Annotated in this window: 22 protein-coding genes; 7 read left to right on the top strand and 15 right to left on the bottom strand. The window is 41.9% G+C overall.

Translation table 11 applies throughout. The annotated features are described in order from the left end of the window. Positions 1-16: 16 nt before the first annotated feature. The 11 genes from atpG to asnC form a co-directional block, all read right to left on the bottom strand. Complete coding sequence (atpG, locus tag PSF11_RS17910) at positions 17-880, bottom strand: F0F1 ATP synthase subunit gamma (protein WP_004923989.1); 864 nt, start codon at positions 878-880, stop codon at positions 17-19. A gap of 54 nt (positions 881-934) precedes the next feature. Beyond that, the gene (gene atpA / locus PSF11_RS17915; RefSeq protein ID WP_004923988.1) at positions 935-2,476 is read right to left on the bottom strand and encodes a F0F1 ATP synthase subunit alpha; all 1,542 of its coding nucleotides are present in this window, start codon (positions 2,474-2,476) and stop codon (positions 935-937) included. A 14-nt stretch (positions 2,477-2,490) separates the two neighbouring features. Next, positions 2,491-3,024 carry a F0F1 ATP synthase subunit delta gene (atpH, locus tag PSF11_RS17920; protein WP_004923982.1) on the bottom strand — a complete coding sequence of 178 codons (534 nt, stop codon included), beginning with the start codon at positions 3,022-3,024 and terminating at the stop codon, positions 2,491-2,493. A gap of 12 nt (positions 3,025-3,036) precedes the next feature. After that, positions 3,037-3,507, bottom strand: a complete 471-nt coding sequence (atpF, locus tag PSF11_RS17925) for a F0F1 ATP synthase subunit B (RefSeq protein ID WP_004923980.1) — start codon at positions 3,505-3,507, stop codon at positions 3,037-3,039. Between the two features lie 57 nt (positions 3,508-3,564). Further along, positions 3,565-3,786, bottom strand: coding sequence for a F0F1 ATP synthase subunit C (gene atpE, locus PSF11_RS17930; RefSeq protein ID WP_004923979.1), 222 nt, complete (start codon positions 3,784-3,786; stop codon positions 3,565-3,567). Positions 3,787-3,832: 46 nt separating this feature from the next. Continuing rightward, positions 3,833-4,651, bottom strand: coding sequence for a F0F1 ATP synthase subunit A (gene atpB / locus PSF11_RS17935; RefSeq protein ID WP_004923976.1), 819 nt, complete (start codon positions 4,649-4,651; stop codon positions 3,833-3,835). Between the two features lie 33 nt (positions 4,652-4,684). Further along, positions 4,685-5,062 carry a F0F1 ATP synthase subunit I gene (gene atpI / locus PSF11_RS17940; RefSeq protein ID WP_004923974.1) on the bottom strand — a complete coding sequence of 126 codons (378 nt, stop codon included), beginning with the start codon at positions 5,060-5,062 and terminating at the stop codon, positions 4,685-4,687. Positions 5,063-5,664: 602 nt separating this feature from the next. Beyond that, positions 5,665-6,288: a 16S rRNA (guanine(527)-N(7))-methyltransferase RsmG gene (gene rsmG, locus PSF11_RS17945; RefSeq protein WP_036942414.1), complete on the bottom strand. Its 624-nt coding sequence runs from the start codon at positions 6,286-6,288 to the stop codon at positions 5,665-5,667. A gap of 2 nt (positions 6,289-6,290) precedes the next feature. Continuing rightward, positions 6,291-8,180 carry a tRNA uridine-5-carboxymethylaminomethyl(34) synthesis enzyme MnmG gene (gene mnmG, locus PSF11_RS17950; protein WP_072502647.1) on the bottom strand — a complete coding sequence of 630 codons (1,890 nt, stop codon included), beginning with the start codon at positions 8,178-8,180 and terminating at the stop codon, positions 6,291-6,293. Between the two features lie 378 nt (positions 8,181-8,558). After that, positions 8,559-8,999, bottom strand: a complete 441-nt coding sequence (mioC, locus tag PSF11_RS17955) for an FMN-binding protein MioC (protein ID WP_004923965.1) — start codon at positions 8,997-8,999, stop codon at positions 8,559-8,561. Positions 9,000-9,090: 91 nt separating this feature from the next. Next, complete coding sequence (asnC, locus tag PSF11_RS17960; protein WP_004923964.1) at positions 9,091-9,552, bottom strand: transcriptional regulator AsnC; 462 nt, start codon at positions 9,550-9,552, stop codon at positions 9,091-9,093. A 161-nt stretch (positions 9,553-9,713) separates the two neighbouring features. On the opposite strand from asnC, the gene asnA reads away from it, so the two are divergent. Next, complete coding sequence (gene asnA, locus PSF11_RS17965) at positions 9,714-10,706, top strand: aspartate--ammonia ligase (RefSeq protein WP_004923963.1); 993 nt, start codon at positions 9,714-9,716, stop codon at positions 10,704-10,706. Here asnA and viaA read toward each other — a convergent pair whose 3' ends face one another. Both viaA and ravA read right to left on the bottom strand, forming a co-directional pair. Beyond that, the gene (gene viaA, locus PSF11_RS17970) at positions 10,707-12,164 is read right to left on the bottom strand and encodes an ATPase RavA stimulator ViaA (RefSeq protein ID WP_004923962.1); all 1,458 of its coding nucleotides are present in this window, start codon (positions 12,162-12,164) and stop codon (positions 10,707-10,709) included. 2 nt (positions 12,165-12,166) lie between these two features. Continuing rightward, positions 12,167-13,681 (bottom strand): ATPase RavA, encoded by a 1,515-nt coding sequence (ravA, locus tag PSF11_RS17975; protein ID WP_004923961.1) that lies wholly within the window; start codon positions 13,679-13,681, stop codon positions 12,167-12,169. A gap of 280 nt (positions 13,682-13,961) precedes the next feature. On the opposite strand from ravA, the gene rbsD reads away from it, so the two are divergent. The 6 genes from rbsD (at position 13,962) to rbsR (ending at position 19,793) form a co-directional block, all read left to right on the top strand. Beyond that, a complete protein-coding gene (gene rbsD, locus PSF11_RS17980; protein ID WP_072502646.1) occupies positions 13,962-14,381 on the top strand; it encodes a D-ribose pyranase in 420 nt (139 codons plus the stop codon). A 7-nt stretch (positions 14,382-14,388) separates the two neighbouring features. After that, on the top strand, positions 14,389-15,903 hold the full coding sequence (gene rbsA / locus PSF11_RS17985) for a ribose ABC transporter ATP-binding protein RbsA (protein ID WP_004923958.1): 1,515 nt from the start codon (positions 14,389-14,391) through the stop codon (positions 15,901-15,903). Then, the gene (gene rbsC, locus PSF11_RS17990) at positions 15,900-16,862 is read left to right on the top strand and encodes a ribose ABC transporter permease (RefSeq protein WP_072502645.1); all 963 of its coding nucleotides are present in this window, start codon (positions 15,900-15,902) and stop codon (positions 16,860-16,862) included. Before rbsA ends, rbsC begins: the two co-directional genes overlap by 4 nt. A gap of 24 nt (positions 16,863-16,886) precedes the next feature. Further along, complete coding sequence (gene rbsB / locus PSF11_RS17995; RefSeq protein WP_014657139.1) at positions 16,887-17,777, top strand: ribose ABC transporter substrate-binding protein RbsB; 891 nt, start codon at positions 16,887-16,889, stop codon at positions 17,775-17,777. An 81-nt stretch (positions 17,778-17,858) separates the two neighbouring features. Next, positions 17,859-18,788: a ribokinase gene (gene rbsK / locus PSF11_RS18000; protein WP_072502644.1), complete on the top strand. Its 930-nt coding sequence runs from the start codon at positions 17,859-17,861 to the stop codon at positions 18,786-18,788. Positions 18,789-18,791: 3 nt separating this feature from the next. Continuing rightward, positions 18,792-19,793, top strand: coding sequence for a ribose operon transcriptional repressor RbsR (rbsR, locus tag PSF11_RS18005; RefSeq protein ID WP_014657138.1), 1,002 nt, complete (start codon positions 18,792-18,794; stop codon positions 19,791-19,793). Here rbsR and mdtD read toward each other — a convergent pair. Together mdtD and PSF11_RS18015 are read right to left on the bottom strand one after the other, a co-directional pair. After that, positions 19,790-21,196 carry a multidrug transporter subunit MdtD gene (gene mdtD, locus PSF11_RS18010; protein WP_004923945.1) on the bottom strand — a complete coding sequence of 469 codons (1,407 nt, stop codon included), beginning with the start codon at positions 21,194-21,196 and terminating at the stop codon, positions 19,790-19,792. The genes rbsR and mdtD overlap by 4 nt on opposite strands. A gap of 49 nt (positions 21,197-21,245) precedes the next feature. Then, positions 21,246-21,944: a FadR/GntR family transcriptional regulator gene (locus tag PSF11_RS18015; RefSeq protein ID WP_004923944.1), complete on the bottom strand. Its 699-nt coding sequence runs from the start codon at positions 21,942-21,944 to the stop codon at positions 21,246-21,248. Positions 21,945-22,146: the final 202 nt, after the last annotated feature.

The following is a 22,146-nucleotide window of genomic DNA, read 5'->3' on the forward strand; positions in this document are numbered from 1 at the left end:
TTCGTAAACCTAGCTGTTAAACCGCGGCAGCACCCGAAACAATTTCGGTAAGCTCCTGAGTAATGCTGGCCTGACGAGCTTTGTTGTAAACCAACTGCAACTCTTTGATCAGGTTTCCACCATTATCGGTAGCAGCTTTCATTGCTACCATTCGTGCGGCCTGCTCACTAGCCAGGTTTTCAACGACGCCCTGATAAACCTGCGACTCGATATAACGACGCAGCAGGGTATCCAGCAACGCCTTAGGATCGGGTTCATATAAATAATCCCAAGATTTTTTCTTCAATGACTCGTCATTACTTTCAGGTAATGGCAGAAGTTGAAGAATAGTTGGCTCCTGAGACATTGTATTGATGAACTTATTGGTCACCACATACAGTTTATCCAAACGCCCTTCATCATAGGCTTGTAGCATAGTGTTAACTGGGCCAATCAAGTCTGAAAGCGTTGGGTTATCCCCCATTCCTGTCACCTGTGTGACAACATTGCCACCAACAGAACCAAAGAATGATACTGCTTTAGAACCGATCAAAGCCAAGTCAACTTGAACGCCTTTTTCAGACCACGTCTTCATGTCTGACAACAGCTTTTTGAACAGGTTAATGTTCAAGCCACCGCACAAACCACGGTCTGTAGAAACAACCAGATACCCAACACGCTTAACTTCACGCTCTTCAAGGTATGGATGTTTATATTCCAGATTCCCTAACGCAAGGTGACCAATCACACTGCGCATAGTCTCTGCATAAGGACGGCTGGCCGCCATGCGTTCCTGCGATTTACGCATTTTGGACGCAGCGACCATTTCCATCGCTTTAGTGATCTTCTGCGTGTTTTGCACGCTGGCGATCTTGGAACGTATCTCTTTTGCGCCGGCCATTTCTGCTTCTCCTTTTAACCAGACGGCCCATTTAAATTTACGGGCCGAATAGTATTACCAGGACTGAGTTGCTTTAAATGATTCGAGCAGTTTTTTCAACTTGCCTTCGATATCATCGTTATAGTTACCCGCCTGGCCGATTTCATTCATAAGGTCAGCATGCTCGCGCAATGCATAAGAAACTAATGCAGCTTCAAACGCACCAATTTTCGCTAACTCAACATCTTCCAGATATCCACGTTCTGCAGCAAACAGAGACAGTGCCTGCTCTGCAACTGACATCGGTGCATATTGTTTCTGTTTCAGCAGTTCAGTTACTTTCTGACCATGATTCAACTGCTTACGCGTTGCATCATCAAGGTCTGAAGCAAACTGAGAGAATGCTGCCAGTTCACGATACTGAGCAAGTGCTGTACGGATACCACCAGAGAGTTTCTTGATGATTTTCGTCTGAGCAGCACCACCAACACGCGATACAGAAATACCCGGGTTAACCGCTGGACGAATACCAGAGTTAAACAGGTTAGATTCTAGGAAGATCTGACCATCTGTAATCGAAATTACGTTAGTCGGAACGAATGCAGAAACGTCACCAGCCTGAGTTTCAATGATAGGCAATGCTGTCAATGAACCTGTTTTACCTTTAACTTCACCTTTTGTGAAGTTTTCAACGTATTCAGCGTTAACGCGAGCAGCACGCTCCAGCAAACGTGAATGCAGATAGAAAACGTCACCAGGGTAAGCTTCACGTCCAGGTGGACGACGTAGCAATAGTGAAATCTGACGATACGCGACAGCCTGCTTAGACAGGTCATCGTAAACGATCAGTGCATCTTCACCACGGTCACGGAAATACTCACCCATCGCACAACCAGAGTATGGTGCTAAGTATTGCAGTGCAGCTGATTCAGATGCAGTTGCAACGACAACGATGGTGTTAGCTAATGCGCCGTGTTCTTCCAGTTTACGAACAACGTTAGAAATCGTTGATGCTTTCTGACCGATAGCAACGTAAACACATTTGATGCCAGAATCACGTTGGTTGATGATTGCATCGATTGCCAAAGCAGTTTTACCTGTTTGACGGTCACCGATGATAAGCTCACGCTGACCACGACCGATTGGAATCATCGCATCGACTGATTTATAACCAGTTTGTACAGGTTGATCAACAGATTGACGGTCGATAACACCTGGAGCAATCACTTCTACTGGTGAGAAGCCATCGTGCTCAACAGGACCTTTACCATCAATAGGTTCACCCAGTGTATTCACAACACGTCCTAGCAGGCCACGGCCCACTGGAACTTCAAGAATACGACCAGTACATTTAACTTTCATGCCCTCAGCTAAGTCAGCATAAGGACCCATAACAACCGCACCAACGGAGTCGCGCTCCAAGTTCAATGCGATTGCGTAACGGTTACCAGGCAGAGCGATCATTTCACCCTGCATGACTTCGGCTAAACCGTGAATACGAATGATACCGTCACTAACGGATACAATCGTACCTTCATTGTGAGCTTCACTCACAACATCGAACTGAGCAATACGCTGTTTGATCAGTTCGCTGATTTCGGTGGAATTCAGTTGCATATGCTCCAGTCCCCTTAAGACTGCAAGACGTCAGTTAAACGCTCTAAGCGACCGCGGACACTCCCGTCAATAACGAGGTCTCCAGCACGAATAATCACTCCGGCAATAACAGACTTATCAATTTTGCAATTCAGCTTAACTTTGCGTGACAGACGTTTTTCCATCGCTGCAGAAATTTTGGCTAGCTGCTGTTCATTCAATTCGTTAGCAGAGATAACATCAACTTCAATCGTTGATTCCAGGGTATCGCGCAATTGGATAAATTGAGCTAACACTTCTGGTAGCGTACTCAAACGCCCGTTTTCAGCCATAATACGAATCAGATTTTGAACATGCTCGTCAATTTCATCTCCACAAACAGAGATAAACGTTTTTGCTAACCTATCAGGGGCAATAGACCCAGAAAGTAGCTCACCAACCTGTTCATTGCGCGTCACCTCAGAGGTGAAGGCCAGCATATTTTGCCATTTTTCAACAGATTGATTTTCCACAGCAAAGTCAAAAGCTGCTTTGGCGTAGGGGCGAGCTACAGTAGCGATTTCAGACATGCCCCTCCCTCCTTACAGTTCAGCGACTAGTTTATCAACGATGTCGCTGTTAGCAGCTTCATCCACGGAACGTTCGATGATCTTCTCGGCACCTGCGACAGCAAGCATCGCAACCTGTTTACGTAGCTCTTCACGTGCACGTTTACGCTCAGCATCAATTTCTGCTTGGGCTTGTGCGACGATTTTTGTACGTTCTGCTTCAGCTTCTGCTTTTGCTTCTTCAATCATCTGATTGCGTTGTTTATTCGCTTGTTCGATGATGACCTGAGCTTCAGCTTTCGCTTTTTTCAGTCGGTCGGTTGCGTCGGTTTGCGCCAGTTCCAGGTTCTTTTTAGCACGTTCTGCGGAAGATAAACCGTCAGCAATTTCTTTTTGACGTTTTTCAATGGCCGCCATAATCGGTGGCCATACATACTTCATACAGAACCAAACAAACAGGACAAACGCGATAGCCTGGCCGAGGATTGTTGCATTTAGATTCACAGACAATACCTCTTATTCAATTATCACTTGATATTCAAAATAGTTAGCGGTTTAGGGCTAACTAGCAAACATCACATATAGGCCCAGACCAACTGCAATCATCGGAATAGCGTCGACTAGACCCATTACGATAAAGAACTGAGTACGCAGCAGAGGGATTAAATCTGGCTGACGAGCAGCTCCTTCTAAAAATTTACCACCTAGGATGCCGATACCGATAGCAGCACCGATTGCCGCTAATCCCATCATTACAGCGGCAGCCAAGATACCAAGTTCCATGATAGTCTCCAGTTTGTTTCAGTTTAATCAATAATTGATAGTTAAATTAATGCTCTTCAGATGCCATCGACAGATAGACAATCGTTAGAACCATAAAAATAAAGGCTTGTAACGTAATAATCAGTATGTGGAAGATAGCCCAAGGTAGGCTTAACAACCACTGTGACCACCACGGAAGCAGAGCCGCGATAAGAATAAAGATCAATTCACCCGCATACATATTACCAAACAGTCGTAGACCGAGTGATATAGGTTTTGATAGCAGGCTTACCCCTTCAAGAATTAAGTTGATAGGAATAAAAACTGGATGATTAAATGGCTGAAGAGTTAACTCTTTAGTAAATCCACCAATTCCTTTCATCTTAATGCTGTAGAAGAGGATTAGGATAAACACGCCAATCGCCATAGACATAGTGATACTGACATCTGCTGTTGGAACAATACGCAGAGCAGGTAAACCTAAATAGTGCTCACCAATGTATGGAATAAAGTCGATAGGGAGTAAATCCAGAAGGTTCATCAAAAATACCCAGACGAACACAGTTAATGCCAAAGGAGCAATAACTTTGCTCTTGCCGTGATACATATCACGAACGGTATTATTAACAAAACCAATGATCAGTTCTATTGCAGTCTGTAACTTACCGGGTACGCCACTAGTCGCTTTAACTGCAACTTTTCTAAATAGCCACAGGAACAGAGCCCCGAGAACTATCGAGAAAAAAAGCGAGTCAATGTTCAACGTCCAAAATGTTGGACTAGCGTGGGGATCGACCAACTCAAAGGTACGTAGATCCAACTGAAGGTTTTTCAGATGGTGACCTATGTACTCATTTGTAGTCATCACTTCTCCTGATGCAGACATGATGCCTCTTACCCTTTTGTAGTTTAAAATTACTTACCGTTTAAAAACGGCTGGTGCAACAATCTGAACAATTAGCACAGCTAAATAGGCCAAACCCAGTGGTGTTAATGACGCTTTAAACACACCAAAAGCAACAACTAGTACGATAATAGTTGTAACAACCTTTAGCCCTGCTCCTAATGCAAAGAACCAGGCAATGCGGACAGGTTCATCCTCTTCTTTTGCTTTCTGAAAGTGGACTAGCAGCATAAATACGATATTTGGTAACCAGCATGCTAAACCACCCGCAAGAGCAGAGGCCCCCCATTCTATACTATTTGCACAGAAAGCCCCACTGAGGATCACAAAAGTTATTAACTGAAAAGACAACTGCTTTACAGCATATTTGTTGTCGTAAAGGGATACAGACATAACTTTTTGTACTCCCAGCTATTCTCAGCCTCAGAAACGCTAAGTGTTGTATAAAACTGTCTTTGCTTAAATGTGTCAAGAGACAAAAACGAGCAAATTATACGGGCAGGCGAAATGAATTCAATCAGTAAGTAGCGAAAAGGTGAATAAATATTTAATTTTTTCGAGATAGCGCAGAAATGTGGCAATAATAATTAATAAATAGTTAATGACTCGACAACTAAAAACATTTTTCTGTGATGAGTATCACAATATTTACTGTTCAGATTATTAGCGGACTCCCGCGTTCTCACTAAGAAAAAAAAAGATTTGAGCCATAAATCAAATAATTAAAAGCGATATTTTTTAAACAAAAAAAAGCCATAATAAATCAAATATTTCATTATTAATTAACTAAGACACAAACTGGATTTATCTAAAATATCCATTTAGAGATATTTTTTAATCTCTAATGTTCATTTTTGCTAGTTATTCGTTATTACCGTGTAAATATCACGTAAAACCCGAATTGAGAGAATAAGGTAAAAATAAAAATAGCAGTAACATTGTAAATGCTACTGCTAAAGCTCTAAAAGATAAAAATTTATTGATGAAAAGCAACTTTATTTTAAAGATAAAATCACTAAATGACGTTGTTCATCAAGTTCAGGCACTTTCAATTCAACGATGGTATCAATTGAAAAATTATCAGGTAAGTCAGTCAGTTCCTCTTCACGCACCGCTCCCTTCAATGCATAGAACTTCCCAGAAGCATTTGGCAGATGATGGCACCAGCTCAACATATCACTTAAGGAAGCAAATGCGCGGCTAATTACGCCATCAAACCCTGCTTCAGGCTGATACTCTTCAACACGTGATTGAATCGGCTCAATATTATTTAACCCTAGCTCATGTTGGACTTGTTTGAGGAAGCGAATTCGCTTCCCTAAACTATCAAGTAAAACAAAATGCGAATCAGGTCGAACAATCGCTAACGGTACTCCAGGCAACCCCGGCCCCGTTCCAACATCAATAAATGATGTGCCCTTAAGCTGACCGTTCACCACTATGCTATCCATAATATGACGGATTAACATTTGTTGAGGGTCACGAACAGAGGTCAGGTTATAAGCCTTATTCCATTTCGCCAGTAGTTCGACATATCCCACTAGCTGCTGCTTTTGTTGATCGGTTAATTCAATGTTCGCGAGAGCCGATAAGCGCGTTAGTTGTGCTAATAAACTCATTATTAAGCGCTCCTACGCAACATGCCTTGCTTTTTTAACCAAACAAGCAAGATGGAAATTGCTGCTGGAGTAATTCCCGAAATACGCGAAGCTTGACCAATTGAAGTTGGCTTATGATCATTTAGCTTAGCCATCACTTCATTTGATAACCCTTTGACTTGCTTATAATCAAGATCAACAGGCAATAAGGTGTTTTCATTGCGTAGTTGGCGCTCAATCTCTTCTTGCTGACGAGCGATATAACCTTCATATTTCACTTGAATTTCAACTTGATCCGCAGCTTGAGGATCGGTGATCCCCGGTGCAAAACGGCTTAGTGAAATTAATGTTTGGTAATCCATTTCAGGGCGACGTAATAAGTCTTCCCCGTTCGCTTCTTTAGAAAGCGGAACTGACAGTATCTGATTGATTTCATCATGACCTTCAGATTTTGGATGAACCCAAATATCTTTTAGGCGTTGACGCTCTTTCTCAATCAACTCAACTTTGTTGTTAAAGTGAGCCCAACGGACATCATCGACTAATCCTAACTCACGGCCTTTTTCTGTTAAGCGCAAGTCAGCATTGTCCTCGCGTAACATTAATCGATATTCTGCACGAGAAGTAAACATACGGTAAGGCTCTTTTGTTCCTAGGGTGCAAAGGTCATCCACCAGCACTCCCATGTAAGCTTGGTCACGACGAGGGAACCAACCTTCTAAATCAAAAGCATATTGAGCCGCATTTAAGCCAGCTAGCAACCCTTGCGCACCAGCTTCTTCATAACCTGTAGTTCCGTTAATTTGACCAGCAAAGAACAAACCACTAATAAACTTACTTTCAAGTGTTTGTTTTAGGTCTCTAGGGTCAAAGAAATCATACTCAATGGCGTAACCCGGACGTACGATCCTTGCATTTTCCATCCCTTTCATTGAGTGGACAATTTGCATCTGTACATCAAATGGTAGGCTGGTGGAGATCCCATTAGGGTATATTTCATTGCTCGTTAACCCTTCAGGCTCTAAAAAGATCTGGTGAGCGTCACGATCGGCAAAGCGCATGACTTTATCTTCGATCGATGGGCAATAACGAGGACCGATCCCTTCAATGATCCCAGCATACATTGGGCTACGATCAAGGTTATTTCTAATCACATCATGGGTTTTTTCATTCGTATGAGTGATATAGCAAGGCATCTGTTGTGGATGTTGATCCTGTGTTCCTAAAAAGGAGAATACAGGCATTGGATCATCACCAAGCTGTTGAGCTAATTGGCTAAAATCTATTGTTCTAGCATCAATTCTTGGTGGTGTACCCGTTTTTAAACGATTAACACGTAAAGGTAATTCTCTTAGGCGCTGTGACAGTGAAACAGATGGGGGATCCCCTGCTCGTCCACCACTGTAATTTTCTAAACCAATGTGGATTTTTCCATCAAGGAAAGTACCGACTGTTAACACAACTGCTTTGGCTTTAAATTTCAGCCCCATACGGGTTACCGCACCAGTAACCGTGTTATTTTCCACAATTAAGTCTTCCACGGGTTGTTGGAAGATCATGAGATTTGGTTGATTTTCTAAAGCTGTTCTTACCGCTTGGCGATAAAGGACGCGGTCTGCTTGTGCTCGAGTTGCACGAACAGCTGGCCCTTTACTGGCATTGAGGGTTCTAAATTGAATACCCGCTTTGTCTGTCGCGATAGCCATTAGGCCACCAAGGGCATCAATTTCTTTTACCAGATGCCCCTTACCGATCCCACCGATGGCTGGGTTGCAAGACATCTGGCCCAATGTATCAATATTGTGAGTCAGTAATAGGGTTTGACGCCCCATACGTGCAGCTGCCATTGCTGCTTCAGTACCGGCATGACCACCACCAATTACGATGACGTCAAATTGCTCTGGATAAAACATGTGTGAACCTTAACGTTAGAAAAATGCTGAGTGTTGCATTCGAGGAGAGAATTCTACTCAAGTTTTAAGGATAGACCAAGCTAAGTTGATCCGAGCCTTATTATATAAAGATCTTTTTATTTAAAGATCTCTTTATTAGATCTTTTATTAGGATCATCGATATCTGTGGATAACTGACTTTTCACTTTAAAGATCATAAAAGTGTAAAGGATCATATACTGTGAATGATCCGTGATCCTTTTGCGTATAAGCTGGGATCTAAAAGGGGGGTTATGCACAGGCACCCGACCCTTTAAAACTTATACTATGGATAACTACGGGTTAATACCGCGATCTTACCAGAGTTATCCACATCTGTTCGTTGTTATTTTGAACAAACTAGAGTTCGTTTGCCCAAATTTTAACCCATTCCCCTGCTGGATCTTCCGGTATTTCGTGTTGCTGTACATCGATTTCTAGTGGCTCACCGATCCTTTTCGCCCCATGATCGACTAATAGGCGACTTAATTTATGGATCGCGCCACAGAAAGTGTCATATTCAGAACTACCGATACCTACACTACCAAACAGCACCTGACTAAGATCAGGGGATTGGCTTTCAATTTGTTCAGCTAGAGGTTGAATATTTTCAGGAAGATCGCCTGCCCCATGAGTGGAACTCACCACCAGCCATAAACCTTCACGTGGAAGTGAGTCAAGATCAGGCCCATGCTGCACTTCTGTTTCATAACCAAGTTCTTCTAAGATCTCAGCCATATGTTCTGCAACATACTCAGCACTGCCCATTGTGCTGCCACTAATTAGGGTTACTTTTGTCATGGTGATTCCCGATAGCAATATTAGGGCGTTATTGTACGCTGTGAATGAGCTGGGATCTACCTGTGGATAATGTGGTTATATAAATTTTTTTCTATGGGGTGATTGTTCTCATGATCGGGTTCTGTAGCGAGATCAGCGTTTCTGTCGATTGAATTTCATCGATAGTTTGAATTTTGTTGATAAGTACGTCTTGGAGGGCATCAATAGATCGGCACATCACCTTAATAAAAATACTGTACTGCCCAGTCGTATAGTAGACCTCAACTACTTCTTCTAGGGCGTCTAATTTTTTGAGGGCGGTGTGATAATCTTTAGCACTTTTCAAAATAATGCCAATAAAGCAGCACACATCAAAACCGAGTTGTTTCGGGCTGATATCAATACGTGTTCCTGTAATGATCCCTGCCTGCTTCATTTTTTCTACACGGACGTGAATAGTACCTGGGCTAACGGAGAATTTTTTAGCAAGTTCAGCATAAGCTGTACGTGCATTGCGCATTAATTCGTGAAGTATGTCACGATCGAGATTATCGATTTGATAATTTTCAGGCATTATTACCTCCTTAATTTAACGAATTCTCATTTTTATACCCATTTTTTTAGATAAAATAAATGAGAAAGTGTTTTTTTAATGAAGTATATTGAATTCCACCCCTGTTTTGTTGCTTAATCTACACATCGGCTAACGCAGCTAACAAATTATGGGTAAATAAAATGGACAAATCATTCATCGAACAACAGCAGCAAATCAGCTTTGTTAAATCTTATTTTTCACGTTTACTTGAAAAAGAGCTTGGCTTAATTGAAGTTCAAGGTCCTATCTTAAGCCGTTTAGGTGATGGAACTCAGGATAACTTGTCAGGCCATGAAAAAGCGGTTCAAGTAAAAGTAAAATCAATTCCTGACGCAACCTTTGAAGTGGTTCACTCCTTGGCTAAATGGAAACGTAAGACATTAGGCCGTTTCGATTTTAAACAAGGCCAAGGCCTTTACACTCATATGAAAGCGTTACGTCCGGACGAAGATCGCTTAACACCAATCCACTCTGTTTACGTTGATCAGTGGGATTGGGAAAAAGTGATGGCAGATGAGGAGCGTACACTTCCTTATCTGAAGCAGACAGTGGGTAAAATCTATCAGGCAATAAAACAAACAGAAGCCGCAATTAGCAGCGAATTTGGGCTGGCACCGTTCCTGCCAGACCAAATTCACTTTATCCACAGTGAAGAACTGCTACAGCGCTATCCTGATTTAGATGCAAAAGGCCGTGAACGTGCGATTGCTAAAGAATTAGGCGCTGTTTTCCTTATCGGTATCGGTGGGAAGCTATCAAACGGTGAAGCGCATGATGTGCGTGCACCAGACTACGATGACTGGACAACTGAAAACGAAGATGGTTTTAAAGGCTTAAACGGTGACATCATTGTGTGGAACCCAGTGCTGCAAGACGCATTTGAAATTTCGTCAATGGGGATCCGTGTTAGCCCTGAGTGCCTGACTCGTCAGCTAAGCTTAACAGGCGATGAAAAGCGCATGGAGCTAGAATGGCACCAAGCATTAGTCGAAGGCAAAATGCCACAGACTATCGGCGGCGGTATTGGTCAGTCACGTTTAGTGATGTTACTGCTCCAACGTCAGCACATTGGCCAAGTTCAATGTGGTGTTTGGTCTCCAGAAACTCGTGAATCTGTTGCGGGTATGCTGTAGTTAGCGACTAAAGCGGCGCAATAACCTGCTTTTTAATCCGGTATCAAAGCGCCAGATATGATCAAATATCTTCATGATGCCGGGTTTCCCATAATTTGAAACAGATACCGCATGGAAGCGGTATTTCCCTACCTGCTGAAGGGATCTTATCTTTTTGATTAATTCGTCAGGCAAACGTTGAGAAACAAAATCGGAAATCACCACCGCGTCAGCATCTGACCATGTCGGGGTTTCGAGTTTTTTGACCGTTTCTTGCAAACAGTTAGCTAAATCTGTTCCTCCACGAAATGTTTGGTGTAAAAAACGAATACACTGCTCTAAACCATCCACGGAGAGTAAATCATAATGGACGAGTTCAGTAGAAAATAACATGATGTGACATGAACGGTTATCCGCTAGCGCAATTTTTAATAATGCGAGGCAAAATGCTTTTGCACATCGCTCATTTATTCCCCCCATAGAGCCTGAAGTGTCAATACAGACAATAAAAGGCCCTCTAGGTTGCTCTTCATGATGATGGTGAGTTACGGGGCGCAATACTCGTCTTTCTTGCCAACTTTCTCCTTGGAGACGATAAGTGATTAACTGCTTTTCAAGCAGTTTTCGATAGAACTCAAACTCAATTTCTTCAAGCCCTAACATCGCTAATTCGGTAGGTAATAGTCGTAATACATCATCACTTTGGCTTAATCCATCAACTTGCTCTGGTATTGTTTCAGGGACTTTCTCGAAGATAGTCATTGGCTCTAGCAGCACGCTATCTTCAGGCAGGGTGCGAGCAGATTGGCTGCGGCCTAATAATTGAGCTATCTTTTCCAATTCAGGTTGTTGACGTAAAAAATCACTATATTGATTCAATAACTTATCATTATAGGCTGATGCTGTATTTAGCCCTTTACTTAAATCCCATAACCGGCCAGCAGCCCGCTCATTTTCACCTAAAATCTCTTCGAGATTACCGCTTAACGCGAGCCGTTGTTGTAGTTCAGCGAGTAACTGCTCTTTTTCTTGCTCTAATAACTCTTTATGTAAAGTTGTCACCTGCAATATCAAACTGATCCGCCAGCGTTGGATAAATAAACTTTGCCTAGCGCTTTTATTCTCTATTTTACCTGAACTTAATTTGCAGGCTTCGGCATAAAAAGGAGAGTCTATGGCTTTTAGTGTTTCAATAATCTCGGGTAATTGATTAAAAAATAACTCAGTCGCTTGACCAAGAGACTGTTGATAAAGTTGAAACTCCTCAGCGAGTTGAGCAGGCACTAAGGCATCTTGCAGCTTTTGTTTAAGATCTTTTTTCCATTCCGATAAATCTTTTAACAGGGCTTTTTTAAGTCGAGGGTGTTTTTCAAAGAAAACGGCGAGTTGAGGTGTGGCAAGAAGAGAGATAATAATCTCTTCTATAAGCTGGCTTTCATTAACGGAAAGCAATAAGTCTAGCGTGGCTAAACTCAGCATAGTTAATCCGCCATTTTTCCTGTTATTTGATTACGTAACTGAGTGAGCTTTTCAGTTAACTTCATAAAGCTTCCTTCGATTCCTGCCAGCCAGCTTGATTCAATAAATAAATTGGGCTGTTGTTGTTCAAATTGATAACGCGCCGATTGAATATCTTGTTGGATCTTATCAAGCTTTTCTAACCATTGTGTGTTATCCGTTTTATCGACGGTGGTGGTGGATTCTTGTAAATAAAGAGTGGAAGCTTGGTGACTCACATCTAATAGCTGAATCTGATTTAAGTTATTAATTTCAGCAGCAATTTCTTGTGCAAAACCAATACCATTGAGGTGAGCTGATAGAGTAGTACCTTTCGTTAGAAAATGAGTCAGTAACTTTTTATCCGTGGTAATAAACGTTACTTTTATATCATGTAACTGTAGTGGCTTATGCAAAAATAGTGTTAAACGCCCCTCTTTGATATTTTCTGGAAGAGTGTACGTTGGCTTACGAGCAAACATTGGCGTATTTTTATTGACCTTAAAAGCATTTTGATTGTTTTGATCTTGGGTTGATGAGGTCCACTCTTGGTAGAGCATTTCTATTTCACGAGAGAGTTTTCTCTGTTGCCAGCCATCTTCTTCTAATATGGACTTGAGTAATTGAGGTAAAGCATTCATCGATTGCATGTCATGCCATAAACAATCTTTTAATAGGATGATATCAAGGGGGGAAATGGTATTTCGCCCATTAAAAAACGCACTGGCTTGTAATAAATAGACCGCTTTTTTCCAGCGTCTATCCGAGACATAAAGGTGTTTATCGGTGGCATCCAGTTGCTGGCGGAGTTGATAAATAAGTTCAAAACAGTGATCGGGCAGCGTAATTTTAGGGATTTGCTGTTGCCACTCTTTATATTCATCATCACTGATTTTTAAGTGTTCAGGAACCAGTGACTCATCTTGGGGGGATTTACCTGTCAGCAACGCTCGGAAGTTTTGTTTTTCTTGTACTTTATCGAGCCAAATACGGATAAGCATTCGGTCAAATAGCGCTTCCAAGCTATTGTCAGCATCAGGAAGCTCGTTAGATGCGGTGACTAATAAACGCATAGGAATAGCACTTTCACCATCTCCATTACGGAATTTCCGTTCATTGATAGCGGTGAGTAGGGTATTTAAGATAGCGGGGCCAGCTTTCCAAATTTCATCAAGAAAAACCACCTCAGCATCAGGTAAATAGCCTTTTGTTAGTCGTTGATAGCGCCCTTCATCTTTTAAAGCTTGGATGGATAATGGCCCAAAAATTTCCTCTGGTGTGGAAAAACGGGTCATTAAATATTCGAACGCATTCGCGTGGCGAAACGCATACTTCATGCGGCGTGCAATTAAGCTTTTAGCGATACCTGGAGGCCCTAAAAGAAAGACACTTTCACCACTTAATGTGGCCAATAAACATAAACGAATTGCTTGCTGGCGTTCATACAAACCACTTTCAAGGTAATTGCTAAGTTGGGCGATTCTTTCCGCTAACTGCATATTCGTTCCTTTTATTATTTATGTCATTTATTGCTAGGTTATCCATCGAGGTGCCAATTTTGCAACGAATTTTGTCATTTTTCTTTGATTTAGACTCACTATCAACAAAAACGATTCAGCTATAACTAATTCAATACTTTCATCTTTTTTTCTCTTTTTGGCGTTAACGAAACGTTTCGATGGTGATCACAAATCTTAGCCAACAACATTGTGTTGTTCATTTTCTTATCTATGATTAGATTTAGCGAAACGTTTCGCTCATAAGGAAACGGCGGGAACAATGAAAAAAGGTATTTTGCTTAATTCCAATATTACATCCGTGATAGCAAAGTTAGGTCATACCGACCATATCACAATTGCTGATGCTGGGTTACCTATACCACAGCTGGTTGAACGTATTGATTTAGCTATTACACAAGGTTTGCCCGATTTGATGTCGGTATTGAGTGTCATTACTCAAGAGATGCAGATTGAAAAGGCAATTTTGGCTGGCGAGATCACGACCGTTAATCCTGAAATGGAACATGCGATATTGGCACATTTGCAGGCATTAGAGCTTGCCCAAGGAAAACCAATAACAGTGGAATATTGTAGTCATGAAAGCTTTAAAAAAATGACTCATGACAGCAAAGCGGTGATTAGAACAGGGGAGTGTTCACCTTTTGCTAATGTGATCCTTTGTTCTGGTGTGACGTTTTGAGGTGTGTATGCAGCCTTTATTAGAGCTTATTGGCATTGAAAAGTCTTTTCCCGGAGTAAAAGCACTAAACGGTGCTGCACTTAAAGTTTACCCAGGAAAAGTGATGGCGCTAGTCGGTGAAAATGGTGCGGGTAAATCCACCATGATGAAAGTGCTTACAGGTATCTATAGTAAAGATGCTGGCGCTATCCGTTATTTAGGGAAAGAAGTGGTCTTTCATGGCCCTAAAAATTCACAAGAAGCAGGGATTGGTATTATTCATCAAGAGCTTAATTTGATCCCTGAACTGACAATTGCTGAAAATATTTTCCTTGGTCGCGAATTTGTTAATAAATTCGGCAAAATCGACTGGAAAACCATGTTCAGTGAATCCGATAAGCTACTAAAACGCCTGAACTTGGATTATGACAGCCATCAATTGATCGCTGAGCTTTCTATTGGCGAACAGCAAATGGTTGAGATAGCGAAAGTGTTAAGTTTTGAATCGCAAGTCATCATCATGGACGAACCAACGGATGCCCTCACAGATACGGAAACAGCATCACTCTTTCGAGTTATTGAAGAGCTTAAAGCGCAAGGGCGTGGAATTGTTTATATCTCTCATCGCTTAAAAGAGATTTTTGAAATCTGTGATGATGTAACCGTGTTTCGTGATGGACAATTTATCGGTGAAAAACCCGTCAAAGAATTAGAAGAAGAAACCCTGATTGAAATGATGGTGGGCCGTAAATTAGAAGACCAATACCCACGTATTCATGTTCCGGTGGGAGAGGTTCGCTTACAGGTTGAAAATGTATCAGGCCCTGGTGTCGATAATGCCAGCTTTTCATTGAGAAGCGGTGAAATTCTAGGTGTTTCTGGTTTGATGGGAGCAGGGCGTACTGAATTAATGAAGATCATTTACGGCGCTGCGACAAAAAAATCAGGTGAAGTACGCCTTGATGGCAAAAGTATTTCATTAAAAACGCCACAAGATGGTTTAAATAACGGCATTGTCTATATCTCGGAAGATCGTAAACGTGACGGTTTAGTACTAGGCATGTCCGTCAAAGAGAACATGTCGTTGACAGCACTTCGTTACTTTAGTCGTGCTGGCGGCAATCTTAAACATAAAGAAGAACAACAGACGGTCGGTGACTTTATTCGCTTATTTAATATCAAAACACCTTCCATGGATCAGATTATTGGCAACCTATCGGGAGGAAATCAGCAAAAAGTCGCGATTGCGCGTGGTTTGATGACAAGGCCTAAAGTCCTGATTTTAGATGAACCAACTCGAGGTGTGGATGTTGGGGCTAAAAAAGAGATCTATCAATTAATTAACCAATTTAAAAAAGAAGGGCTGAGCATCATCTTAGTTTCTTCTGAAATGCCAGAAGTGATTGGGATGAGTGACCGCATTCTCGTTATGCATGAAGGGCATATTAGCGGTGAGTTTTCAGCTAAACAGGCCACTCAAGAAGTCTTAATGGCTGCCGCTGTTGGCAAAAGCTACGGCTCAGTTCAGGAGTTATCAGAATGACATCGAATACCACAACCTCAAAACGTTGGTTCAGTAAAGCATGGCTAATGGAGCAAAAATCACTGATTGCATTATTAGTGTTAATTGCCATTGTTTCATCCCTTAGCCCGAATTTTTTCACCCTTAATAACCTGTTTAATATCCTGCAACAGACATCGGTTAACGCCATCATGGCTGTGGGGATGACGTTGGTGATCTTAACCTCCGGTATTGACCTATCTGTTGGTTCATTACTGGCTTTAACAGGGGCTGTTGCGGCATCGATGGTGGGGGCTGATGTGAATGCCTTCGTCGCCGTTGCGGGAGCATTAGCCCTTGGGGCTGCTATTGGTGCTTGTACGGGGGTGATTGTCGCCAAAGGTAAAGTTCAAGCCTTTATTGCGACATTAGTCATGATGTTGTTATTGCGGGGGGTGACACGTGTGTATACCGATGGTAGCCCGATCAATACAGGTTTCAGTGATAATGCAGATCTTTTCGGCTGGTTTGGTATTGGTCGTCCCTTCGGGATCCCAACCCCTGTTTGGTTGATGATCATTGTGTTTGCCTCGGCATGGTATCTATTACACCATACCCGTTTGGGTCGATATATCTATGCATTGGGTGGAAATGAAGCCGCGACGCGCTTATCCGGCATTAATGTCGACAGAATTAAAATTATTGTCTATGCCCTGTGTGGATTATTAGCGGCATTGGCGAGTGTTATTGAAGTTGCTCGACTGTCGTCAGCACAACCAATGGCTGGTAATGGTTATGAGCTTGACGCAATTGCCGCTGTTGTTCTTGGCGGTACAAGTCTGGCTGGTGGTAAAGGACGCATTGTTGGAACTTTGATTGGTGCTCTTATCTTAGGTTTTCTCAATAATGGCTTAAACTTACTAGGTATATCATCAAACTATCAAATGATTGTAAAAGCGGTTGTCATCTTACTTGCCGTACTCGTTGATAATAAAAAGTAACTTATACCCTACAGGAATACGATTATGAAAATGAAAAAACTCGCAACCTTGCTATCAGCCGTCGCTTTAAGTGCTACTGTGAGTGTTAATGCGATGGCGAAAGAAAGTATCGCTCTGGTTATTTCCACACTGAACAACCCGTTCTTTGTGACAATGAAAGATAGTGCTCAAAAAGAAGCCGATAAATTAGGTTACGAACTAATAGTACTCGACTCTCAAGATAACCCTGCTAAAGAGCTAGCTAACGTTCAAGATTTAACTGTTCGTGGCACTAAACTCATGTTGATTAACCCGACCGATTCAGATGCGGTTGGGAATGCCATTATCATGGCCAATAAAGCAAAAATTCCTGTTATCACCCTAGACCGTGCAGCTAACAAAGGTGATGTAGTCAGTCATGTCGCTTCTGATAACCGAATGGGCGGTAAGATGGCGGCAGATTTTATCGCTGAAAAAACAGGTAACGACGCCAAAGTGATCCAACTCGAAGGGATCACAGGAACTTCCGCAGCTCGTGAACGCGGTGAAGGTTTTAATACCGGTGCAAAAGAGCATAAATTTAATGTATTAGCCAGCCAGCCTGCTGATTTCGATAGAACAAAAGGCTTAAACGTGATGCAAAACCTACTGACAGCGCATCCTACTGTGCAAGCGGTATTTGCTCAAAATGATGAAATGGCATTAGGGGCGCTAAGAGCGTTACAAACCGCAGGACGTGATGATGTATTAGTTGTCGGGTTCGATGGAACCAATGATGGTATTAAAGCGGTTGAAGGGGGCAAACTAGGCGCAACAATTGCACAGCGCCCTGATCAAATTGGCATTGTAGGTGTACAAATCGCCGATAAAGTTTTGAAAGGTGAAAAGGTCGAGCCAACAGTACCTGTAGAACTAGAACTGGTTGTTAAAAAGTAATAAAGATTAACCGCCGTTACCCTTAACGGCGGTTTGCTCTATTTGCGAATAAAATAAAAAAGGCAAAAGGAAATAAATGTTATGGGCGCAGCTAAACTTGTGGTTTTAGGTAGTATCAATGCTGATCATATTCTAAACATCGGGCAATTTCCGCAACCGGGAGAAACGGTTAGAGGGAATCACTATCAGGTTGCTTTTGGTGGTAAAGGTGCGAATCAGGCGGTTGCTGCTGGACGAAGTGGTGCTGACATAACATTTATTGCTTGCGTCGGTAACGATAACATTGGGCAAAGCATCAAAACGCAGCTCAAAAATGATCATATTGATGTTGAATGTATTGATGTCGTTGATAATGAAACAACGGGTGTTGCACTGATTTTTGTAAACCAACAAGGTGAAAACGTAATTGGTATCCATGCTGGAGCCAATGCGCATTTAACTAAAGAAAGAGTGAACCACTATCAGCAAAAAATCATTGATGCAGATGCCGTACTGATGCAATTAGAATCCCCTATTGAAGCGGTTCAGTTAGCAGCGGAAATTGCACAAAAAAACAGTACAAAAGTCATCTTAAACCCTGCACCTGCCCAAGCTCTTCCTGACTCGTTACTTGCTTTAGTCGATATTATTACGCCAAATGAAACAGAAGCGGAGCATTTGACTGGAATTACCGTCAAAGATGATCAGAGCGCACAAGCGGCAGCTCAAGTATTGCATGATAAAGGTATCAGTAAAGTCATGATTACGTTAGGGGCGAGAGGCGTTTGGTATAGTGAAAAAGGTTCAACAGGTAAAATTATCGCTGGATTTAAAGTGAAAGCCGTCGATACAATTGCGGCAGGGGATACCTTTAATGGCGCTTATGTTACCGCTTTACTTGAAGGGAAAAGTGATGCTGAGGCTATTGTTTTCGCTCATGCAGCGGCTGCAATTGCGGTAACTCGACCCGGTGCACAACCCTCTGTACCATGGCGCAATGAAATCGATGCATTTTTAACTCAACAGGAATAGCTTGTGGCAACAATGAAAGATGTTGCGCGCCTTGCTGGCGTGTCGACATCCACCGTTTCTCATGTCATCAACCAAAATCGCTATGTCAGCGAAAGTGTGACATTACGAGTCAAAAATGCGATTGAGCAGCTAAATTATGCTCCATCGGCGTTAGCTCGTAGCTTAAAAATGAATCGTACTAATACGATAGGTATGTTACTGACAACCAGTAATAACCCTTTTTATGCAGAAGTGGTTCGTGGGGTTGAGCGCAGTTGTTATGAACGTGGTTATAGTTTGATCCTCTGTAATACTGAAGGCGACCTTCAGCGGATGAATCATAGTTTAGAAACACTATTACAGAAACGCGTTGATGGTTTACTGATGATGTGTACAGAAGTTCAGGGGCCATCAAAAGAGGTTCTTTCCCGTTATCCCGCAGTGCCTACCGTGATGATGGATTGGTCTCCCTTTGAGTCTGATGGCGATATTATTCAAGATAACTCTTTTCTTGGCGGGGAGATTGCCGCACGTTATTTAATTGATGCGGGGTTCACCCAAATTGCTTGCATCGCAGGCCCCCAAGACAAATCACCGGCACGTGCGCGTTTCCAAGGTTTCATGCAGGCGATGAAGCAAGCATCGCTGAATATTCCTGATGAATATATTATTTTTAGTGATTTTGAATTTGCTGGTGGCTTTAATTCAATGAATAAACTGTTGGCGCTTGCTAACCCACCTAAAGCTATTTTTGCCGGGAATGATGCCATGGCCGTTGGCGCTTATCAGGCGATATTTCGTAAAGGACTGAAAGTACCTGATGATATCTCAATCATTGGCTACGATGATATCGACTTATCACCTTATATGATCCCGCCATTAACGACGATTCATCAACCAAAAGATGAATTAGGTAAATTGGCTGTCGACCAGCTTATTTTTCGGATGGATAACCCTGAAGCCGACGCTAACGTTTTGGTGTTGACGCCCAAACTGGTTGAGCGCCAATCCGTTAAACGAAATTAGTTCTTATCTGATGGTTTAGACTTATTTTTTATTAAGTTTTGACCATCACTTTTCTTCAACAACAAGAAGACAAATGCAGAAAGTAATGTAATAGCACCGATAGTTATAAAGGTGTAATGGAAATTATCTACAGTATTCCCATGTGGTAAGCCTTCATAGAAGCTCAATATTGCCGCACTGACTGCAATACCAAAACTGATCGATAGCTGTTGAGTCACCGCTAACATACTATTCCCCGCACTGGCATTATTATCTGTTAAATCAGCTAAGCAAATCGTATTCATCGCAGTAAATTGCGTTGACATAACCATCCCAAGCACAAATAGAGGTATCACCAGTAAATAGATAGACATAGTCGGAGTCTGGAGAGAAAACTGAGCTATCATAAAACTAATAATGACCGTCACGGTAAACAGTGTTTTTCGATAACCAAAGCGAGTCAGTATCCGAGTTACTGCTGATTTTGCGATAATTGACCCTATAGCCATTGGAGCCATCATCATACCGGCGATAACCGCTTCGTAGCCAAAACCAACCTGCAACATTAATGGCATCAAAAATGGAATACTTCCTGTCCCTAATCGAGTGGCAATATTACCGCTAATACCAATACTAAAAGTACGGGTTTTAAATAAATTTAGTGGAATGATGGCATGTTTTATACGTCGAGCATGAAAAACATAAAGAAATAGGCATACAAAACCACCGAGTACGATGGATGCTGGAATGTAACCGGGCAAGGACTTGTCGCCAAAGAGATCCAGACTGACTGATAACATGACAAGACCAAAGCCAAAGAGAATAAACCCAAGAACATCAAACTTACGTTTTGGCATTTTAAAATCAGGCATTGATTTTAAGGCGTACAAGATCCCTAAAATACCAATCGGAATATTGATAATGAAGATCCAATGCCATGTGGCATAAGTCACTAATACACCGCCTAGTAAAGGGCCTAAGATAGGACCTACTAATCCAGGGATAGTAACAAAGTTTAATATTGGGAGTAATTCACTGCGTGGATAGGCACGGATCAATGCAAGGCGCGCAACAGGCATCATCATTGCCCCACCAATACCTTGGATAACGCGGGAGGTGACTAAGAATGTCAATGACGGTGATAGCGCACAAAGAAGGGAACCAAAGGAAAACAGTGAAACAGCGATAATAAAAATGCGACGAGTGCCGAACCTATCTGCAAACCATCCACTCACAGGAATTAATAATGCAACTGTTAATGTATAACTGACAATCGCAGATTGCATGGCGAGTGGTGAATGGTGGAGGCTTTTGGCGATATCAGGTAGCGCCGTGTTCAAAATGGTTGCATCAAGGGCTTGCATGAAAAATGCCATTGCGGCTATCCATGGAAGGCCTGACATGCTTTTAGCTGTTTTTAACATCGGTAACCTATTAAATAAAAAGTTAAAGCAAACATGGAAAGTTATCGTGTTAGGTTTGTTTTCCAGTAATAGTTAATAACTTATAGCAGAGATCAAACGCTTTGGCGCTATTACCTTTTATTATGGCATTTGCCAGTTGCTGATGAATGTCTACTTCAATAACGTCATTTTCTGTAATCGCATCAAAATAGAATTGATAGACAGAACGGAATAAATTGGCAAAGGAGATCAAAAATGGATTGGCACAAGCTTCATAAATCGTTAGATGAAAACGGTGATCAACATCTATCCAACGCTGCCTATCAAATTGCTTTTCTAATAATTGCATTTCATTGGCGAGTGCTTTGAGTAAATTATTTTGCTTGTCTGTGGCATGTTTTGCGGCAAGGTAGCAAGCTTGCGGTTCAATCGCGAGTCTTACAACATGAAAATGCCTAATAACGACCGTTTGTTCATCACTGCTTATCCACCATTTAAGCAGATCTTGATCCAAAAAATTCCAGTGGGATGAAGGCATAACTCTTGTGCCAATGCGAGGACGCGCAAGTAACATCCCTTTTGCTGCTAACATCTTAACCGCTTCTCTAATCGCTGTGCGGCTGGCTTGGAATTTATCAGATAACTCTATTTCACTGGGAAGAATAGAGCTTGGTAAATAAGTGCCTTTCAAAATCTCTTGGCCTAGCTGTTCGGCAATAAGATAAGAAAGGTTTTTTTGCGAAGCAGTTTGCTGCTCACTAAATTCCATAATTAGTCCCAATACATAACCTTGAGCAATTATATTACGTGAGTTGGGGGATAATTGCTGCTGAAATAATCAATTCTACCGTTGTTTTAGTTGATTTATCACCGTTTTGATGAAAAAAAGCGCGAACGAAAAGAAAATGCAAAATAAGGGTTGCTAGAATTTTCTGACTCCCTATAATGCGCATCCGTTGTCACGACAAACT

The sequence above is a fragment of the Providencia sp. PROV119 genome (assembly GCF_028482435.1).
GTDB classification, from domain to species: Bacteria; Pseudomonadota; Gammaproteobacteria; order Enterobacterales; family Enterobacteriaceae; genus Providencia; species Providencia stuartii.

Bases quoted from the DNA above. Each gene is read 5' to 3' on its own strand.
- PSF11_RS18015 (WP_004923944.1), bottom strand. From the start codon at position 21,944: ATGGAATTTAGTGAGCAGCAAACTGCTTCGCAAAAAAACCTTTCTTAT.
- asnA (WP_004923963.1), top strand. From the start codon at position 9,714: ATGGACAAATCATTCATCGAACAACAGCAGCAAATCAGCTTTGTTAAA.
- viaA (WP_004923962.1), bottom strand. From the start codon at position 12,164: ATGCTGAGTTTAGCCACGCTAGACTTATTGCTTTCCGTTAATGAAAGC.
- atpB (WP_004923976.1), bottom strand. From the start codon at position 4,651: ATGTCTGCATCAGGAGAAGTGATGACTACAAATGAGTACATAGGTCAC.
- rbsB (WP_014657139.1), top strand. From the start codon at position 16,887: ATGAAAATGAAAAAACTCGCAACCTTGCTATCAGCCGTCGCTTTAAGT.
- rbsA (WP_004923958.1), top strand. From the start codon at position 14,389: ATGCAGCCTTTATTAGAGCTTATTGGCATTGAAAAGTCTTTTCCCGGA.
- asnC (WP_004923964.1), bottom strand. From the start codon at position 9,552: ATGCCTGAAAATTATCAAATCGATAATCTCGATCGTGACATACTTCAC.
- atpI (WP_004923974.1), bottom strand. From the start codon at position 5,062: ATGTCTGTATCCCTTTACGACAACAAATATGCTGTAAAGCAGTTGTCT.
- rbsC (WP_072502645.1), top strand. From the start codon at position 15,900: ATGACATCGAATACCACAACCTCAAAACGTTGGTTCAGTAAAGCATGG.
- mnmG (WP_072502647.1), bottom strand. From the start codon at position 8,180: ATGTTTTATCCAGAGCAATTTGACGTCATCGTAATTGGTGGTGGTCAT.
- atpG (WP_004923989.1), bottom strand. From the start codon at position 880: ATGGCCGGCGCAAAAGAGATACGTTCCAAGATCGCCAGCGTGCAAAAC.
- mdtD (WP_004923945.1), bottom strand. From the start codon at position 21,196: ATGTTAAAAACAGCTAAAAGCATGTCAGGCCTTCCATGGATAGCCGCA.
- rbsD (WP_072502646.1), top strand. From the start codon at position 13,962: ATGAAAAAAGGTATTTTGCTTAATTCCAATATTACATCCGTGATAGCA.
- rbsK (WP_072502644.1), top strand. From the start codon at position 17,859: ATGGGCGCAGCTAAACTTGTGGTTTTAGGTAGTATCAATGCTGATCAT.
- atpA (WP_004923988.1), bottom strand. From the start codon at position 2,476: ATGCAACTGAATTCCACCGAAATCAGCGAACTGATCAAACAGCGTATT.
- rsmG (WP_036942414.1), bottom strand. From the start codon at position 6,288: ATGAGTTTATTAGCACAACTAACGCGCTTATCGGCTCTCGCGAACATT.
- mioC (WP_004923965.1), bottom strand. From the start codon at position 8,999: ATGACAAAAGTAACCCTAATTAGTGGCAGCACAATGGGCAGTGCTGAG.
- ravA (WP_004923961.1), bottom strand. From the start codon at position 13,681: ATGCAGTTAGCGGAAAGAATCGCCCAACTTAGCAATTACCTTGAAAGT.
- atpH (WP_004923982.1), bottom strand. From the start codon at position 3,024: ATGTCTGAAATCGCTACTGTAGCTCGCCCCTACGCCAAAGCAGCTTTT.
- atpE (WP_004923979.1), bottom strand. From the start codon at position 3,786: ATGGAACTTGGTATCTTGGCTGCCGCTGTAATGATGGGATTAGCGGCA.